This window comes from Halovulum dunhuangense, from assembly GCF_013093415.1.
Lineage (GTDB): Bacteria > Pseudomonadota > Alphaproteobacteria > Rhodobacterales > Rhodobacteraceae > Halovulum > Halovulum dunhuangense.
In genome coordinates, this window is sequence record NZ_JABFBC010000001.1 from 103,185 (window position 1) to 119,004 (window position 15,820).

Sequence of the window (15,820 nt, forward strand, 5' to 3'; positions counted from 1 at the left end):
TCAGGGCGCGTCATACATGCGCCGGCGCTTCTCTCCCATCAGGCAGTCGCTGAGCGAGGCCGGGCGCAGCCTTTCGGTCGGAGGGCGCAGGCCCGAGACTTCCAGTACGAGCTTCTGCCGGATCGAGACGACCAGCCGTTCAAGCTCATAGATCGGGATCACGAAGGCACTGTCGCCGGCGATCACGCAGTCCTCGTAATAGAGATCGAGGTCCGGGATGGAATAGACTCCGTCCGGGCGCTTGAACATGAAGGGCAGGCCGTTGATCTCGATCCCGGCGGCGGCCAGCTCGTCACGCACCTCGGCGACCGGGCGGCCGGCATTGTTCGGCCCGTCGCCAGAAACGTCGACCACCCGCCGCGTCCCGTCGAACGCGTTCGAGTCGATCTCGAGCGCCGCGCGCTCCAGCGCCGAAGAGATGCTGGTCCCGCGCAGCGACCGGACCGGCGCGAAGCGCAGGGTCGAGGCAATGGCGGCGGCCGATTCCGGGCTGTCGATCACGGTCCAGTCCACCAGCACCCGGTGGGCGCCCGGCCCGCCCCATTCCATGAACAGGATGGCGGCGCGCCCTTCGCGCCCCATGGTCAGGGCCGAGGATACCGCCGGATGCTCCAGCGCAGAGGCATAGCCCTCGCGCTGAAGGATCAGTTCATCCTCGTCCATCGAGCGGGAGACATCCACCGCCAGAACGAGTTCCAGATCGACCGCCAGACGCTCTTGCGCTGCGGCTGGAAGGCCAGCGGTGAGGGATACGAGAAGGGCAGCGAACCAGCGCATGAAGGGACGCTAGCACGGCTCGAGGATTCGCAGAAATGCGGGACGTCACGTCACTCCGCCTCGAGCGTCAGGGGCGCGGGGGCGATGTCGCGCAGGTCGTCGGTCGAAAGCGGTCCGCCCGGGCGGCCCAGCATGTAGCGGGTGACCCAGTGCAGCCGCGTCTCGGCGCGGGTGATGGCGACATAGGCAAGCCGCTTCCACAGGGGGATGCCGGCCTCGGACCGGCCCGCGCGGGCGGCGGCGTAAAGATCGGGGGCAAAGACCTGTACCTCGGGCCATTGCGAGCCCTGCGCCTTGTGGATGGTACAGGCCGCCCCGTGGATGAAGGCCGCCCCCATGGTCGCGGCCGATGGGATGAAGGGCTCTTCCTCGTCCGGCTTCTCGATCTTGATGATCGTGGCGGCGTTGACCTGCGGCTCTTCGGCACCCATCACGTGCAGCCGCGAAAAGCCGGGCCGCCGGCCCGGGCCGAGAAAGATCACCTGCGCCCCCTTGATAAGGCCCCGCGCCTCCAGGTCGAGGCGCTTCTTGCGGTGCTTGAGCGGCAGCTCGATCCCGTCGCAGATCAGCGGCTCACCGGGCAGAAGCCGGTCCTCGGGCGCATCGAAGGCGGCGCGAAATGCCTGGATCAGGCGGATGCGCGTCGCGTTGCGCCAGACCAGCACCGGCGCGCGGGCCATCATCTGCGCATCGACCCGCGGGGCCAGCACGACGCGGTCGTCGCGGGCGGCGGCCTGCTCGATCCGCCGTTCGAATTCCGGAAAGTCCAGCGCCGGGTCGCTCAGCGCATGGGCCAGATCCAGGATCGGGTTGTCCGCCGCCTGCCGGTGGATCCGCGCGAGTGTCAGCTTGCGCGGTGCAGGCAGCGCATCGAAGCACATGGCGCCCGACTGGCCCACGGGGGCAAGCTGGGCAGGGTCGCCGAACAGGATGAGGGTGGAAAAGATCTCCTGGAGATCGTCGAACTGCCGGTCGTCCAGCATCGAGGCCTCGTCGATGAAGCCGATATCCAGCGGCTCGTCGCGCCGCTTCCAGCCGGTGATGAAATCCGATCCGCGCAACCCGGCCGCCGCCAGCGCGCCGGGGATCGACTTGATCCCCTCGTAAAACGCCTTGGCCCGATCCAGCGCCTCGGGCGTCAGCCCCTCGACTTCGGGCCTGGGCCCGCCCTCGGCCAGCCATATGGCGATCTTTTCGTATTCCGGGTCATAGACCGGGGTATAGAGGATGCGGTGGATCGTGGTGGCCTGCACGCCCCGTTGACGCAGCACCGATGCCGCCTTGTTCGTGGGGGCAAGGATCGCAAGCGTGCGACGGTCGCGCCTGCGGCGCCCCTCGTAATCGCCCGAGATCACTTCCACCCCGGCATCGGAAAGCGCAGTGACCAGCTTCGCCAGCAGCATGGTCTTGCCCGATCCCGCCTTGCCCAGCACGGCAAGCGTGCCCTTGCGCCCCTCCTGCGGGGGCAGAAGCGTCGCCTCCGACAGGTCCACGCCGGCCGAGGCCAGCATGGCGGCAATCGCATCCTGGGCCTGGACCTGATCGGGGGAGAGTTCTAGCGCGGCGACGTTCATGCATGTGCTTCTACCCCGGGCGCACGGGCCTGCGCCACGGGGAACGACAGCGCGGGGGCAGGAATGTGGCCTCAGGCGGCGATGGCGGCGACGCCCGACGGAAAGGCCGCGTCGAACCACGGCGCCACGATGTCCGGGGACAGGCCCGCGCGTTCGGCGATGCGGTCGCGGATATCGGGACCGAAGGGCCAGATACCAAGGCAGATGCGGCCCCGCCCCTCGCCTTCGGCGCCGATCTGCGACGGCTCCCATCCGATGCCACGATAGATGCGGGCCATGTGCGCCTCGTAGACGCCCAGCGCGCGGGTCAGGCCAAGGCGCAGGCCAAGCTCCTGCCCGGCCAGCATCAGCAGCCCGGCGCGGTTGCGGCTTTCCGTCGGATTGCCGGGCGCAAGACAGAAGCGGGTGCATTCCCAGACAAAGGGCGCGCGGATCTGGATACCATTATTGAGGTGGGAGAAATGGTCATTGACCATGGTGCGCCCCAGCGTCGGCATGACCCGCATGGAAGCCGCGTGCCGCCCGGCGCCATCCTCCAGGATGACATAGAGCGGGTTCATCGCGTCATAGGCATCCCGCTCTCCGCCTTCGCTGTCGGCGTTCAGATCCCAGCCCAGCCGGGTGATGAACTGCGCGGTGCGGTCGCGGAACATGGTGCGGGCAAGTTCGGGGTGAAGGGCAAGCTGCGAGGCGTAGAGAAAGCGGATCATGGCCGGGCTCCGTCATGGGGGAGCCCGAGGCCTATCGGTCAGCGGGTTAACTATGTTCGACCGTGCGCCGGAACAGTTTTCGCGCAACGCCCGCTCAGGGGATGACCAGCCCGCGCGAGACCGCGACCGCGATGGCGTGGATCGAGTTCATGGCGCCAAGCTTGATCCGCGCGCTGTCCAGATAGGCGCGCAAGGTATGCTCGGATATTCCCAGCTTCTCGGCCGCCTCGCCGCGCGAACGTCCAAGCGAAAGATGGGTCAGCACGTCGCGTTCCCGCGGGGCGAGGGCGATGTCGGGCAACGCGCCGGATGCGCCTTGCAGCTCGTGGGCGCGCTGATGGATGAAATGCGCCGCCAGAACCAGTCCGCGAAGGTTTTCTTGCCCGAAACGGGTCCAGCGATCCTCGCTGTCGTAGCTGGTGACGGAAAACAGCGCGAACTGGCCATGGGCACCGCGAATGGGCACGGAATGGCCCTGTTTCCCGATACCGCCCTCCACCGCCTCGCCGATCAGGCGTCGCGCGGGGGCGCCGCTCCAGTCAAGGTTGCGCCAGTCCACGGGACCGGTCGCGGCGAAGGCGGCCTTTACCACGGGATCGATGCGGTAATACCGGTTGCGGATGTAGTGTTCGACCCAGCCCTGGTCGTAGGTCAGCGCCCCGTATTCGCGCCCCGTATCGCCGACGACGTGATAGATCGCGTGCTCGATCCCCAGCGTGTCGCGCAGGCCGGTGACAAGCGCCTGGATCCCCTCAAGGGAATTCGTGGCTTCGAGCCGGTCCAGAAAGTCCATCGTCCAATGCATCGCCAACACCCGCGCCTGTCGTCCCGCAGATGCCGGACCGCAGTTCACGCGCGGCGATCAGCAGCGCGTCGTCGAGATGCTCCGACAACTCGAACATCGCGTTCCGCGCCGCGACGTTCCGAATATCGGCGAGGAGGTCCAGCATCCATTCATTCGACATGTTCATCACTCGCGGCGATTGGTTAACGGATCATTAATACAACCATAGCACGAAAAGAATACCAGAAAAAATCGCGACAATCGCCCCCCCTGAAATGGCGGTGGTCTGCACTGTAAACCCATGATTTCAAATGCTGGCGCCCCGGAATTACCCGGGGCGCTGTGATTCCATGCGGGCAAGAATCGGGCTCAGGGGCGGACCGCCGCGTCGCGCGCGTCCTCGACGGTGCGCAGACCGGCGCGCGGCGCGCCGACCAGCACCGCCATGTTTCCGGGCCTGTGGGCGTTGCGCAGCATCATCATGTGCGCCTCGGGGATCTGGTCCCAGGGAAAGACGTCCGACAGGCAGGGATCGAGCCGGCGCTCGATCATCAGCTGGTTGGCCGCCGATGCCTGCTTGAGATTGGCGAAATGGCTGCCCTGCACGCGCTTCTGGTGCATCCACAGGTAGCGCGCGTCCAGCGTCAGGTTGTAGCCCGAGGTACCGGCGCAGATCACCACCATGCCGCCCTTCTTCACCACGAAGGTCGACACCGGAAAGGTCGCCTCGCCGGGATGCTCGAACACCATGTCCACGTTCACGCCCTTGCCGGTGATGTCCCAGATCGCCTTGCCGAACTTGCGCGCCTCGGCGAACCAGGCCTTGTATTCGGGGCTGTTGACGGTCGGCATCTGGCCCCAGCAGTCGAAATCCCTGCGGTTGATGACGCCCTTTGCGCCCAGCGACAGGACGAAATCGCGCTTGCTCTCGTCCGATATCACCCCGATCGCGTTGGCCCCGGCGGTCGTGATCAGCTGGATGGCATAGGAGCCGAGTCCGCCGGAAGCGCCCCACACCAGCACGTTCTGGCCCGGGCGCAGTTCGTGCGGGGTATGGCCGAACAGCATGCGATAGGCGGTCGCCAGCGTCAGCGTATAGCACGCCGCCTCTTCCCAGCTCAGGTGCCTGGGGCGCGGCATCAGCTGCTGGGACTGGACGCAGGTGAACTGGGCAAAGCTGCCGTCGGGCGTCTCGTAGCCCCAGATCCGCTGGCTGGGCGAATACATCGGATCGCCGCCGTTGCAGTGCTCGTCGTCGCCGTCGTCCTGGTTGCAGTGGATCACCACCTCGTCGCCGACCTTCCAGCGGCGGACCTTGTCGCCCACGGCCCAGACGATGCCAGAGGCGTCGGACCCGGCGATGTGGAACTCGGCCCCGTGCACGTCGAAGGGAGAGATCGGCACCCCCAGCCCGGCCCAGACGCCGTTGTAGTTCACGCCAGCCGCCATCACGAGGACGACGACCTCGTTGCTGTCGGGCTTCGGCGTGTCCACCACCTCGACCTGGAAGGACTTGTCCGGTTCTCCGTGGCGCTCGCGGCGGATGGTCCAGGCGAACATCCGTTCGGGCAGGTGCCCCAGCGGCGGGATCTGGCCCACGGCGAACAGCGTCTTGCCGTCAGGCGGGGGCAGGGTCTGGGGATCGCTGTCGAGCATGGCTCTCTCCTCGAATCAATGCGCAACTATCTTGCGCCATATTTATCCAAACTGACTTCCTATTTTGTAATTTTATTGCTCACAGATTTCAAGGATGTTTTTGCGTTGCAGCAGACAGCGCCAGTGCGATCGGCCGCGCCCGGCATCCCGAAGGCCGCGAACAGACCCGCTGCGCAGCAATATGGCAAGAATGTTCCCAGGAATTTATCTCTTGCGTAATTTTGTTGCCGTCCTATTTTCCAATCATGCTGCAACGCAAGAGGAGTCCCATCATGGCCGCGCACCAGAAGGACAAGCCCTGGATCTTCCGGACCTATGCCGGGCACTCGACCGCGGCGGCCTCGAACGCGCTCTACCGGGGCAATCTTGCCAAGGGACAGACCGGCCTGTCGGTGGCCTTCGACCTGCCGACCCAGACCGGCTATGACAGCGACCACCCCCTTGCCCAGGGAGAGGTGGGCAAGGTCGGCGTCCCGATCTGCCATCTGGGCGACATGGAGACGCTGTTCGACGCGATCCCGCTCGAGCGGATGAACACCTCGATGACGATCAACGCCACCGCGCCGTGGCTGCTTGCGCTCTATATCGCGGCGGCCGAACGGCAGGGGGGCGACATCGCGACGCTGCAAGGAACGGTGCAGAACGACATCATCAAGGAATATCTCAGCCGCGGCACCCATATCTTCCCACCCGCGCCCAGCCTGAAGCTGATCGGCGACGTGGCCGAATACTGCTACCGCGCGGTGCCGAAATGGAACCCGATGAATGTCTGCTCCTACCACCTGCAAGAGGCGGGGGCGACGCCCGAACAGGAACTGGCCTATGCGCTGGCCACCGCCTGCGCGGTGCTGGACCAGGTGCGGGGCCAGGTGCCGGCCGAGGATTTCCCGCAGGTCGTGGGCCGTATCAGCTTTTTCGTGAATGCCGGCATCCGCTTCGTCACCGAGATGTGCAAGATGCGCGCCTTCGTCGATCTGTGGGACGAGATCTGCCGGGATCGCTACGGGGTTAAGGATCCGAAGCTGCGCCGCTTCCGTTACGGCGTGCAGGTCAACTCGCTCGGCCTGACCGAACAGCAGCCCGAGAACAACGTGCCGCGCATCCTGCTGGAAATGCTGGCCGTCACGCTGTCGAAACATGCCCGCGCCCGGGCGGTGCAATTGCCCGCCTGGAACGAGGCGCTGGGCCTGCCCCGCCCGTGGGACCAGCAATGGTCGCTTCGGATGCAGCAGATCCTGGCGCTGGAAACGGATCTTCTGGAACATGATGACCTGTTCGACGGCAACCCGGCGGTCGAGGCAAAGGTCGCCGCGCTGAAGTCCGCCGCGCGCGAGGAACTTGCCCAGATCGACGGGATGGGCGGCGCGGTCGCGGCCATCGACTACATGAAATCCGCCCTCGTCGCCTCGAACGCCACCCGCCTGACGCGCATCGAACGCGGAGAGACGGTCGTTGTCGGCGTGAACCGCTACGAGCAGGGCGAGCCAAGCCCCCTGACCGCGGGGCAGGACGGCATCCTGCGCGTCGATCCCGGTGTCGAGGCGGACCAGATCGCCCGGCTCCGGACCTGGCGCGAAGGCCGCGACGCCCATGCCGTGGCCCAGGCGCTGCGCGGCTTGCGTGCGGCGGCCCTTGGGGGGGACAACGTCATGCCCGCCTCGATCGCCGCCGCGAAGGCGGGGGTGACGACCGGCGAATGGGCCGCCACCCTGCGCGAGGTGTTCGGCGAGTATCGCGCGCCGACCGGGGTGGGCGAGGCGGTCTCGAACTCGGCCGAGGGGCTGGAGGACACACGCGCGGGCGTTGCCACCCACGCGGCACGGCTGGGCGGACAGATCCGGCTTCTGATCGGCAAGCCCGGTCTCGACGGCCATTCGAACGGCGCCGAACAGATCGCCGTGCGCGCCCGCGATGTCGGCATGAAGGTGTTCTACGAAGGTATCCGCATGACCCCGACAGCCCTTGTCCAGGCCGCGCGCACGCACGAGGTCCACATCATCGGCCTGTCGATCCTGTCGGGCTCTCACCTGCCCCTGGCCGAGGCGTTCATGGCCCAGCTGCATGCCGCGGGGCTGGGCCATGTGCCGGTCATCGCGGGCGGCATCATACCCGCCGAAGACGCGGTGCGGCTGCGGGAACTGGGGATCTCGCGCATCTACACGCCCAAGGATTTCGACCTGAACGCGATCATGGCGGATATCGCCCGGCTGGCCGCGGGCGCGGATCTGGCGGCCGCCGAATAGCCCTCAACGGGGGCGCGGATAGCCCAGCATATCGTAATGGAACCATTCCAGCGCTTCGAGCCTGGCACAAAGCGCGTCGGGCAGCATCGCGGGTGACAGCGGCACGGTGCGGTCCGACGCGTTTATCGCCGGCGGTGCCGCGGCAAGCTCTGCGAGTGCCGCTTGCGGATCCCGCATGTGCCGCCGCAGCGGTCCGGCGATCAGCGCCGACAGATCCGCGGCCAGGCTTTCCTGCCGGATGACGGCCCGCGGCAGGCCGAACCGGGCATAGGCGCGCCCGATGTCCCCCGCGCCGGACGCACCCGGCAGGCGCCTGCGGGCGCCGGGAAGCGTCTGGCGCAGGAACCGCACCCCCATCAGCCCCAGATGGGGACTGTGATAGCCTAGCGCCGATGGGGGCAGGTACCGGGCGCGGTCCTCTCCCAGCATCGCGTCCAGCCAGCGGATGAAACCATCGGGCCGCCGATCATACGCGGAAAGCAGTTCCGACCCCGTCCGCGCCAGGTGTCCGCGCACGACGCCGCCGCCGTCGCAGCCATAGGACCAGAGCGAGGCGTAGCTGTCGAACGGATCGCGGGCCGACGCGAAGTAGAACTTGCGCCAGCGGAACGCCAGTCGCGGCACGCGGTGCTTGGTATCGTCGCGCGGCGCGGTCTTCGCGTGGCTGACCAGGAAGGCGCGGATGAAGGTGGATCCGGTCTTCTCGACATCGAGATAGCAGAAGCCGGGAAAATCCAGCATGCGATCGATCCCCTGATCCCCGGGATCAGACTTGCGCGCCGCGGATCACGCGGTCAACCGGAAGCAGAAGCGGCCCGCCCGGAAGCCGGGCCGCCCCGCCGGATTGCGCGTCAGAGCCGCCGCTCGACCATCATCTTCTTGATCTCGGCGATGGCCTTGGCCGGGTTCAGCCCCTTCGGACAGGTCCGGGTGCAGTTCATGATCGTGTGGCAACGATACAGCTTGAACGGATCCTCGAGCTGGTCCAGCCGCTCGCCCGTCGCCTCGTCGCGGCTGTCGATGATCCAGCGATAGGCATGCAGCAGCGCGGCCGGGCCAAGATAGCGGTCGCCGTTCCACCAGTAGCTGGGGCAGGCGGTGGAACAGGACGCGCACATGACGCATTCGTAAAGCCCGTCCAGCTTCTTGCGGTCCTCGATCGACTGGCGCCACTCGGCCGCGGGACGGTTGGTCTTGGTCTCCAGCCACGGCATGATGCTGGCGTGCTGGGCGTAGAAATGCGTCAGGTCCGGGACAAGGTCCTTGATGACGGGCATGTGCGGCAAGGGATAGATCTTCACCTCGCCCTTGATCTCGTCCATGCCGTAGATGCAGGCCAGCGTGTTGATCCCGTCGATGTTCATGGCGCAGGACCCGCAGATCCCCTCGCGGCAGGACCGCCGGAAGGTCAGGGTCGGGTCGATCTCGTTCTTGATCTTGATCAGCGCGTCCAGGACCATCGGCCCGCAGCTGTCCATGTCGACGAAATAGGTATCGACGCGCGGGTTGTCGCCCTGATCCGGATCGTAGCGGTAGATCTTGAAGGTCCGCAGGTTGGTCGCGCCCTCGGGCTTCGGCCAGGTCTTGCCCACGGTGATGCGGGAGTTCTTCGGAAGGGTCAGTTCTACCATTTTGCCTTCGTGCCTTCGGTTGGTGCGTGGTCGCGTGCGTGCGGGCTCAGCCCTGCGCCACGAACTCGCGGAGCGTGCCGCCGTTTCGGATGAATTCGAGCGCCTGCGCCCGCGCCGTATCGGTCAGGCTGCGCCAGATCGTCAGTTCCTCGCCGGTGAAGGTGACGGGCGCCATGTCGCCGGTGCTGCCCGCAGGCCGGGTCGCGGTCATGCAGGCGTCGAATGCCTCCGAGCGTTCCACGTCGCGCATGAAGTCGTTGACCACTGTCACCTCGACGAAGGTGCCATCCGGCCCCCGCCGCAACTCCCGCCCCGGCGCCAGCGCGGCGCTCGTGCGCTCGTAGCAGACCTGCTCCTGCCGCGAACTGAAGCTCTGCGTTGCCTCGGGCGCGGCACAGGCCGCCAGCAGCGCGGCGGTGGCCAGGGAGGAAAGGGCGATGACCTTCATGGCGCGTCTCCTTCTCATCGGGCCGTCACAGGGCCATGAACTGCGTCAGCGTCCCGCCGCTGCGGATATACGCCGCCGCCTGCGCCTGCGCCTCGGGCGTCATGGTCCCCCAGAGAAACCGCTCTTCCGAGGAGAGGCCAGCGGGCATGGCAACCTCACTCGATGAGGCGGCCCCGGTGATGGACCCGGACGTCGAACCAGCCGGGGCGTCGTCGACCACGGTCGTGGTCGTGCTGCATGCCGCTACGGCAAGCAGCAGCACGACGCCGGTCAGTCTGCATGTTCCAGTCATTGGCACTCCTGTCCTGCCTGCGGCTGCCACGCCACCCATCAACTGCACTCCGTTCAATACACCCGTGCCTTCGGCGCGATGCGCTTCAGGTCGATGCCGCCTTCGTTGTGGCTGGTCAGCGGGTCGGTGTGCACGTTGCGGTAGCTCAGCTTCACCTTCGTCTCGCCATCCATGTGCGCCAGCGTATGCACGCGCCACTTCTCGTCGTCGCGATCGGGGAAATCCTCGTGCGCGTGGGCGCCTCGGCTTTCCTTGCGGGCCTCTGCCGATACCACCGTGGTCAGGGCGTTCGGCATCAGGTTCGCAAGCTCCAGCGTTTCCATCAGGTCGGTGTTCCAGATCAGCGAGCGGTCGTGGACCTTCAGGTCGTCCATGCCCTCGGCAACCTTGCTCATCTTCTCGGCGCCTTCCTTCAGCGTCTTCGAGGTGCGGAACACCGCCGCGTCGTTCTGCATCGTCTTCTGCATCTCGAGACGCAGCTCCGCGGTGCCGGTGCTGCCGGCCGCGTGGCGCAGCCGGTCGAAGCGGGCCATCGCCATCTCGACCGACTTCTCGTTCAGCGGCCGGTTCGGGCTGTTGCGGTCGATGACCTGGCCGGCGCGGATCGCGGCCGCGCGGCCGAACACCACAAGGTCGATCAGCGAGTTGGACCCAAGCCGGTTCGCGCCGTGCACGCTGGCGCAGCCCGCCTCGCCCACGGCCATCAGGCCGGGCTGGATCCGGTCATGGTCTGTGGCGGTCGGGTTCAGCACCTCGCCCCAGTAGTTGGTAGGGATGCCGCCCATGTTGTAATGCACGGTCGGCAGCACAGGGATCGGCTCTTTCGTGACATCGACGCCGGCAAAGATCTTGGCCGATTCCGAAATCCCAGGAAGCCGCTCGGCGAGCGCCTCTTTCGGCAGGTGGTCGAGATGCAGGTGGATATGGTCCTTGCCTGCGCCGACACCGCGGCCCTCGCGGATCTCGATGGTCATGCAGCGGCTGACGACGTCGCGCGAGGCCAGATCCTTGTAGGTCGGCGCATAGCGCTCCATGAAGCGCTCCCCTTCCGAGTTCGTCAGGTAGCCGCCCTCGCCGCGCGCGCCCTCGGTGATCAGGCAGCCGGCGCCATAGATGCCGGTCGGGTGGAACTGCACGAACTCCATGTCCTGAAGCGGCAGGTTCTGGCGTGCGACCATGCCGCCACCGTCGCCGGTGCAGGTATGCGCCGAGGTGGCCGAGAAATAGGCGCGGCCGTAGCCGCCCGTGGCCAGCACCACCATCTTGGCGTTGAAGCGGTGGATCGTGCCGTCATCCAGCTTCCACGCCACCACGCCCTGGCATTCGCCGTCATCGGTCATGATCAGGTCGATGGCGAAATACTCGATGAAGAACTCTGCGTTGTTCTTCAGCGACTGGCCGTAAAGCGTGTGCAGGATCGCGTGGCCGGTCCGGTCGGCCGCGGCGCAGGTGCGCTGCACGGGCGGGCCTTCGCCGAATTCGGTGGTGTGCCCGCCGAAGGGCCGCTGATAGATCTTGCCCTCTTCGGTGCGGGAAAACGGCACGCCGTAATGTTCCAGCTCGTAGACCGCCTTGGGCGCCTCGCGCGCTAGGTATTCCATCGCGTCGGCATCGCCCAGCCAGTCAGACCCCTTGACGGTGTCGTACATGTGCCACTGCCAGCTGTCCGGGCCCATGTTGCCAAGGCTGGCGGCGATCCCGCCCTGGGCCGCCACGGTGTGGCTGCGGGTCGGGAACACCTTGGTGATGCAGGCGGTCTTGAGCCCCTGCTCCGCCATGCCGAGCGTGGCCCGCAGGCCCGAGCCGCCCGCGCCGACCACCACGACGTCGTAGACGTGATCGATGAATTCGTAAGCTGCCATGACAGTCTCCGGTTAGCCGGCGAAGGCGATCTTGGCGACGGCGAACACGCCGCTCAGGCCAAGCGCCCAGCAGATCAGGGTGTTGGCGACCAGCGCCGCGGTGCGGGCGGCCTTGCCGTGGATGTAATCCTCGATCACCACCTGCAAGCCCTGCATGTGGTGATACAGCGTCACCCCGATGAACAGGATGGCGACGATCGCGTTGAACGGGTTCTGGTAGACCGCGCGCACCTCGTCGAAGCCGCCGCCCAGCGCACCCGCGAAGGGGAACACGAACAGCAGCGTCAGCGGCACCAGCGCGATCGAGGTCATGCGCTGGCTCCACCAGTGGCCGACGCCTTCCTTCGCGGCGCCAAGTCCGGATACGCGGGCACGGTCGGTTCTGTAATCCATCTCCGCTCTCCTCAGCTGAAGGCCGCGATCAGCGTCAGCACGGTCAGCACGCCCGACCCGCCAAGCACGATCATGCCGGACTTGCGCACCTCCTCCAGGCCGAAACCACGGCCGGTGTCCCACCACAGGTGCCGGATGCCGGTGCAGAAGTGATACCACAACGCCCAGAGCGAGACGATCATCACCAGCCCGCCCAGCCACGACGTGATCAGCCCGTCCACGAAGGCGAAATACGCGGCGTCGGTCGCCGCGGCGAGAAACCACCAGACCACCAGGATCGTCGCAAGGCTCAGGCCGATACCGGTGATCCGGTGCAGGATCGACAGCGTGCCGGTGTAGGACTGGTCGAAGACGGTCAGGTGCGGGGATAGCGGGCGGTTGCCGCGGTTCACGTCGGCCATTGGCGGTCCCTTTCTTGTCTCTCTGCCCCCGGGCGAACCGGGGGGTGCGGGGCGCAAAATAGTCCAATTCGAAGGGAAGCACACCCCCAACACGCGCCCCGACTGCGACAGGAAAGCCTTTTTTCAGCCCTTTTCCGCCTTCTGTGATCACAAGAATAATTCCAGTGATCACAAATTTCGCGCCCGCCCGTGAATCAGCCCCGCATCGGGATCAGCGCCCAGAAGTCGAAATCCAGAAGCACCGTGTCGCGGTATTTTCCCACCTCGTCCCGCAACTCCCCGGGGGTCTGCGGCCCCCGTGTCGCGACCAGTCGCAGGCGCAGGGCGCCCACCCCCGGACGGTCCGTCAGGGCACGGTCCAGCACCTCGGACCAGGCATGCACCGTATCGCCCGCAAAGCAGGGATTGGCATGGGCGCCGGCATTGATCGCGGCGATCAACTGCGCATTCGCAAGCCCGTTGAAGCTGAGCGCGCGCGCAAGGCTGATGACATGCCCGCCATAGATCAGCCGCCGCCCGTCGGGCCGCGCGCCGCTGTCGAAATGCACCCGCGCCGTGTTCTGCCACAGCCGGGTGGCCATCATGTGCTCGGCGTCCTCGACGGTCACGCCGTCCACATGGTCGATGATCTCGCCCGGGGCGTAATCCTCCCAAAGATGCCCGGACCCGGCGAGCGCAGGATCGTAGCGCTCGAAATCCAGCCCCTCCGGCACGACCAGCGCCTCGGGCGCGACCGCCACGGCCAGTTCCGGCAGCACCGCCTCGGGCGCCGGCGCCTCCGGGTCGCGCTTGCGGACCATGACCCAGCGCGCATAGGACAGCACCGCCTCGCCGCGCTGGTTGCGCCCCGTCGTGCGCACCCAGACGATGCCCGATTTCCCGTTCGAGGTCTGCTTGAGCCCGATCACCTCCGACTCCGACACCAGCGTATCGCCCGGATAGACGGGGCGCAGGAACCGCCCCTCGGCATAGCCCAGATTGGCGATCGCGTTCAGCGAGATGTCCGGCACCGTCTTGCCGAACACGACGTGAAACGCGGCCAGATCCTCCAGCGGGCTTTGCGGCAGGCCGCAGGCGCGCGCAAATTCGTCCGACGATGTCAGCGCGAAGCGGCTGGGATAAAGCGCGTGATAAAGCGCGCGGTCGCCGGTCGTCACCGTGCGCGGCGTCGCGTGGCGAAAGACCTGCCCGATCCGGTAGTCCTCGAAGAAGTGGCCGGGGCTGGTCTTGGCCATCCTCACAGCTCGCCCAGCCGCCGCTCCGGGTCATAGGGGCCGTCGACCTCCTTCGTCACCGCCTGCGCGCAGCGCATCCTTCCGGTGGAATGGTCAAAGGCGTATTGCGGGTCGCCATGCAGCACCCAGCCCTTGGCAAGCGCGGCCGTCACCTTGTGGCAGAAGGCCGATGTATCCTCTTCGGTCAGCAGTCGATAGGCGATCATGGTCTCATCCCGGAAACGGCCAGGGGCCCAGCAGCGAATGGATGCCGCCAAGAACGGCAAAGACGACAACCGAGATCAGCACCAGCCGCACATCCCCCTTCACCGGCCCCGGCGCGGGCGGCGTCCAGGCCGGGTTGCCCCGGTTGATCGCGACCATCGCCACCGGCGCCCACAGGCCCAGCCCGCCGAACAGGATGATCGAGGCCAGATCCCCGTTCACCAGCAGATGCGCCACCGCCCAGGCCAGGAACCCGGTCAGCATCGGGTGCCGCAGCCAGCTGCGCATCCGCCCCTTGGACGACGCCATGCCGAAGAAGATCACCGCCAGCAGCATCAGCAGGTTGTTCACATGAAGCATGGCGGCCGGTGGCGTCCATACCGCCACGAAGTCGGCGCCCCGGTAGCCCAGCACCATCAGCACGACCGACAGCAGAAGCAGCGTCGCGAAGATCGCCTTGGACTTGTCGCCCATCCGCGCCGAGAGCGCCGCGCGCTGCGCGGGCGCAAGCCGCTTGAACAGATGCGCGCCCCACCACAAGGCCACGCCGATTACCAGAAGCGTCATCACCGCCCTCCGCCCGTGTTTCGCTCAGGACATTCGCGCAATCGCGTCGGCCTTGGCAAGCGTGCGCCGCGCCGTCTCGACATGCAGGTTCTCGACGATGCGCCCGTCCAGCACCGCAACGCCCAACCCCTTCGCCTGCGCCTCCTCGAAGGCCGCCACCTGCGCGCGCGCCAGCGCCAGTTCCTCCTCGGACGGGGCGAAGATGCGGTTGGCGATCTCAAGCTGCACGGGATGGATCAGCGTCTTGCCGTCGAAACCCATGTCGCGGCCCTGCGCGCATTCGGCCTCCAGCCCCGCCTCGTCGCGAAACGCGTTGTAGACCCCGTCAAGGCACACCAGCCCCGCTGCCCGCGCCGCCAGCAGGCATTGCGACAGCGCATGCAGCAGCGGCAGCCGGTCGGGCCGGTGCCGCGTGCCCAGGTCCTTGGCCAGGTCGTTCGTGCCCAGCACGAACCCCTCCATCCGCGGCGCCCCGGCAATGGCGGCTGCGTTCAGCACGCCCTCGGGCGTTTCCATCATCGCCCAGACCCGCGACGGGTGCCCCTCGGGAAGCCCTGCGGCCACCGTCTCGATCAGTTCCGGCCGGGACACCTTGGGCAGCAGGATGCCATGCGGCCGCGCGGCGATCGCGGCTTCCAGATCCGCACGCCCCCATTCGGTGTCGAGCGCGTTGATCCGCACCAGCAGGCGGCGCTTGCCAAAGCCGCCCTCGCGCACCGCCGCCGTCACCAGATCGCGCGCAGTCCCCTTGGCGTCCGGCGCGACCGCATCCTCCAGGTCCAGGATCAGCGCGTCCGCGGGCAGGCTGCGCGCCTTTTCCAACGCGCGGGGATTCGATCCCGGCATGTAGAGAACGGAACGGTATGGATGCATGCGGCCAGCCCCCGGGGTTCGTGTTGCACCGCAGCGCATACCGCGCCGGACGGGGTGGCGCAAGGGCAGGGCGGAATATTGCATCAACCGAAACCCCTTCCATGCAACTTTATTACCGGTGTTGCGCAAGCACCCTGCCCGGCGCGCGCTGCGTTAACCGAATTTTCGCC

At 66.9% G+C, this 15,820-nt stretch carries 18 protein-coding genes; 1 reads left to right on the forward strand and 17 read right to left on the reverse strand.

Translation table 11 applies throughout. The features are described 5' to 3' along the window. The 6 genes from HMH01_RS00525 to ccrA form a co-directional block, all read right to left on the reverse strand. The gene (locus HMH01_RS00525) at nucleotides 1-777 is read right to left on the reverse strand and encodes a DUF1194 domain-containing protein (protein WP_171321436.1); all 777 of its coding nucleotides are present in this window, start codon (nucleotides 775-777) and stop codon (nucleotides 1-3) included. A 50-nt stretch (nucleotides 778-827) separates the two neighbouring features. Then, nucleotides 828-2,351 carry an ATP-dependent DNA helicase gene (locus HMH01_RS00530; RefSeq protein ID WP_171321438.1) on the reverse strand — a complete coding sequence of 508 codons (1,524 nt, stop codon included), beginning with the start codon at nucleotides 2,349-2,351 and terminating at the stop codon, nucleotides 828-830. A gap of 71 nt (nucleotides 2,352-2,422) precedes the next feature. Then, nucleotides 2,423-3,061: an acyl-homoserine-lactone synthase gene (locus HMH01_RS00535; RefSeq protein WP_171321440.1), complete on the reverse strand. Its 639-nt coding sequence runs from the start codon at nucleotides 3,059-3,061 to the stop codon at nucleotides 2,423-2,425. Between the two features lie 94 nt (nucleotides 3,062-3,155). Beyond that, on the reverse strand, nucleotides 3,156-3,854 hold the full coding sequence (locus tag HMH01_RS00540) for a helix-turn-helix transcriptional regulator (protein WP_171321442.1): 699 nt from the start codon (nucleotides 3,852-3,854) through the stop codon (nucleotides 3,156-3,158). Further along, the gene (locus tag HMH01_RS00545; protein WP_171321445.1) at nucleotides 3,814-4,032 is read right to left on the reverse strand and encodes a hypothetical protein; all 219 of its coding nucleotides are present in this window, start codon (nucleotides 4,030-4,032) and stop codon (nucleotides 3,814-3,816) included. Before HMH01_RS00545 ends, HMH01_RS00540 begins: the two co-directional genes overlap by 41 nt. Nucleotides 4,033-4,214: 182 nt before the next feature. Continuing rightward, nucleotides 4,215-5,501 (reverse strand): crotonyl-CoA carboxylase/reductase, encoded by a 1,287-nt coding sequence (ccrA, locus tag HMH01_RS00550; protein ID WP_171321447.1) that lies wholly within the window; start codon nucleotides 5,499-5,501, stop codon nucleotides 4,215-4,217. Between the two features lie 272 nt (nucleotides 5,502-5,773). On the opposite strand from ccrA, the gene HMH01_RS00555 reads away from it, so the two are divergent. Beyond that, a complete protein-coding gene (locus HMH01_RS00555; RefSeq protein ID WP_171321449.1) occupies nucleotides 5,774-7,744 on the forward strand; it encodes a methylmalonyl-CoA mutase family protein in 1,971 nt (656 codons plus the stop codon). Nucleotides 7,745-7,747: 3 nt separating this feature from the next. On the opposite strand, the gene HMH01_RS00560 is transcribed toward HMH01_RS00555, so the two are convergent. The 11 genes from HMH01_RS00560 to HMH01_RS00610 form a co-directional block, all read right to left on the reverse strand. After that, entirely contained in the window at nucleotides 7,748-8,485 is a 738-nt protein-coding gene (locus HMH01_RS00560) for a hypothetical protein (RefSeq protein ID WP_171321451.1), read from the reverse strand. 110 nt (nucleotides 8,486-8,595) lie between these two features. Then, on the reverse strand, nucleotides 8,596-9,375 hold the full coding sequence (locus HMH01_RS00565; protein ID WP_171321453.1) for a succinate dehydrogenase iron-sulfur subunit: 780 nt from the start codon (nucleotides 9,373-9,375) through the stop codon (nucleotides 8,596-8,598). Between the two features lie 46 nt (nucleotides 9,376-9,421). Then, nucleotides 9,422-9,823, reverse strand: a complete 402-nt coding sequence (locus HMH01_RS00570) for a hypothetical protein (RefSeq protein WP_171321455.1) — start codon at nucleotides 9,821-9,823, stop codon at nucleotides 9,422-9,424. A gap of 25 nt (nucleotides 9,824-9,848) precedes the next feature. Then, nucleotides 9,849-10,115 (reverse strand): hypothetical protein, encoded by a 267-nt coding sequence (locus HMH01_RS00575; protein ID WP_171321457.1) that lies wholly within the window; start codon nucleotides 10,113-10,115, stop codon nucleotides 9,849-9,851. Nucleotides 10,116-10,168: 53 nt separating this feature from the next. Then, nucleotides 10,169-11,977, reverse strand: coding sequence for a succinate dehydrogenase flavoprotein subunit (sdhA, locus tag HMH01_RS00580; RefSeq protein WP_171321458.1), 1,809 nt, complete (start codon nucleotides 11,975-11,977; stop codon nucleotides 10,169-10,171). 12 nt (nucleotides 11,978-11,989) lie between these two features. After that, nucleotides 11,990-12,370, reverse strand: a complete 381-nt coding sequence (sdhD, locus tag HMH01_RS00585) for a succinate dehydrogenase, hydrophobic membrane anchor protein (protein WP_171321460.1) — start codon at nucleotides 12,368-12,370, stop codon at nucleotides 11,990-11,992. Nucleotides 12,371-12,381: 11 nt separating this feature from the next. Beyond that, the gene (sdhC, locus tag HMH01_RS00590) at nucleotides 12,382-12,771 is read right to left on the reverse strand and encodes a succinate dehydrogenase, cytochrome b556 subunit (RefSeq protein WP_171321462.1); all 390 of its coding nucleotides are present in this window, start codon (nucleotides 12,769-12,771) and stop codon (nucleotides 12,382-12,384) included. 194 nt (nucleotides 12,772-12,965) lie between these two features. Further along, nucleotides 12,966-14,006 carry a MaoC family dehydratase gene (locus tag HMH01_RS00595; RefSeq protein ID WP_171321464.1) on the reverse strand — a complete coding sequence of 347 codons (1,041 nt, stop codon included), beginning with the start codon at nucleotides 14,004-14,006 and terminating at the stop codon, nucleotides 12,966-12,968. A 2-nt stretch (nucleotides 14,007-14,008) separates the two neighbouring features. Beyond that, entirely contained in the window at nucleotides 14,009-14,212 is a 204-nt protein-coding gene (locus tag HMH01_RS00600; protein WP_171321466.1) for a DUF1737 domain-containing protein, read from the reverse strand. A 4-nt stretch (nucleotides 14,213-14,216) separates the two neighbouring features. Continuing rightward, a complete protein-coding gene (locus HMH01_RS00605; protein ID WP_171321468.1) occupies nucleotides 14,217-14,777 on the reverse strand; it encodes an NnrU family protein in 561 nt (186 codons plus the stop codon). Nucleotides 14,778-14,801: 24 nt separating this feature from the next. After that, nucleotides 14,802-15,689 carry an HpcH/HpaI aldolase/citrate lyase family protein gene (locus tag HMH01_RS00610; protein ID WP_216366787.1) on the reverse strand — a complete coding sequence of 296 codons (888 nt, stop codon included), beginning with the start codon at nucleotides 15,687-15,689 and terminating at the stop codon, nucleotides 14,802-14,804. Nucleotides 15,690-15,820: the final 131 nt, after the last annotated feature.

What these genes read in the sequence shown, in the direction of transcription:
- HMH01_RS00525 (WP_171321436.1), bottom strand. Translation starts at nt 777, where the DNA reads ATGCGCTGGTTCGCTGCCCTTCTCGTATCCCTCACCGCTGGCCTTCCA.
- HMH01_RS00530 (WP_171321438.1), bottom strand. Translation starts at nt 2,351, where the DNA reads ATGAACGTCGCCGCGCTAGAACTCTCCCCCGATCAGGTCCAGGCCCAG.
- HMH01_RS00535 (WP_171321440.1), bottom strand. Translation starts at nt 3,061, where the DNA reads ATGATCCGCTTTCTCTACGCCTCGCAGCTTGCCCTTCACCCCGAACTT.
- HMH01_RS00540 (WP_171321442.1), bottom strand. Translation starts at nt 3,854, where the DNA reads ATGGACTTTCTGGACCGGCTCGAAGCCACGAATTCCCTTGAGGGGATC.
- HMH01_RS00545 (WP_171321445.1), bottom strand. Translation starts at nt 4,032, where the DNA reads ATGAACATGTCGAATGAATGGATGCTGGACCTCCTCGCCGATATTCGG.
- ccrA (WP_171321447.1), bottom strand. Translation starts at nt 5,501, where the DNA reads ATGCTCGACAGCGATCCCCAGACCCTGCCCCCGCCTGACGGCAAGACG.
- HMH01_RS00555 (WP_171321449.1), top strand. Translation starts at nt 5,774, where the DNA reads ATGGCCGCGCACCAGAAGGACAAGCCCTGGATCTTCCGGACCTATGCC.
- HMH01_RS00560 (WP_171321451.1), bottom strand. Translation starts at nt 8,485, where the DNA reads ATGCTGGATTTTCCCGGCTTCTGCTATCTCGATGTCGAGAAGACCGGA.
- HMH01_RS00565 (WP_171321453.1), bottom strand. Translation starts at nt 9,375, where the DNA reads ATGGTAGAACTGACCCTTCCGAAGAACTCCCGCATCACCGTGGGCAAG.
- HMH01_RS00570 (WP_171321455.1), bottom strand. Translation starts at nt 9,823, where the DNA reads ATGAAGGTCATCGCCCTTTCCTCCCTGGCCACCGCCGCGCTGCTGGCG.
- HMH01_RS00575 (WP_171321457.1), bottom strand. Translation starts at nt 10,115, where the DNA reads ATGACTGGAACATGCAGACTGACCGGCGTCGTGCTGCTGCTTGCCGTA.
- sdhA (WP_171321458.1), bottom strand. Translation starts at nt 11,977, where the DNA reads ATGGCAGCTTACGAATTCATCGATCACGTCTACGACGTCGTGGTGGTC.
- sdhD (WP_171321460.1), bottom strand. Translation starts at nt 12,370, where the DNA reads ATGGATTACAGAACCGACCGTGCCCGCGTATCCGGACTTGGCGCCGCG.
- sdhC (WP_171321462.1), bottom strand. Translation starts at nt 12,771, where the DNA reads ATGGCCGACGTGAACCGCGGCAACCGCCCGCTATCCCCGCACCTGACC.
- HMH01_RS00595 (WP_171321464.1), bottom strand. Translation starts at nt 14,006, where the DNA reads ATGGCCAAGACCAGCCCCGGCCACTTCTTCGAGGACTACCGGATCGGG.
- HMH01_RS00600 (WP_171321466.1), bottom strand. Translation starts at nt 14,212, where the DNA reads ATGATCGCCTATCGACTGCTGACCGAAGAGGATACATCGGCCTTCTGC.
- HMH01_RS00605 (WP_171321468.1), bottom strand. Translation starts at nt 14,777, where the DNA reads ATGACGCTTCTGGTAATCGGCGTGGCCTTGTGGTGGGGCGCGCATCTG.
- HMH01_RS00610 (WP_216366787.1), bottom strand. Translation starts at nt 15,689, where the DNA reads ATGCGCTGCGGTGCAACACGAACCCCGGGGGCTGGCCGCATGCATCCA.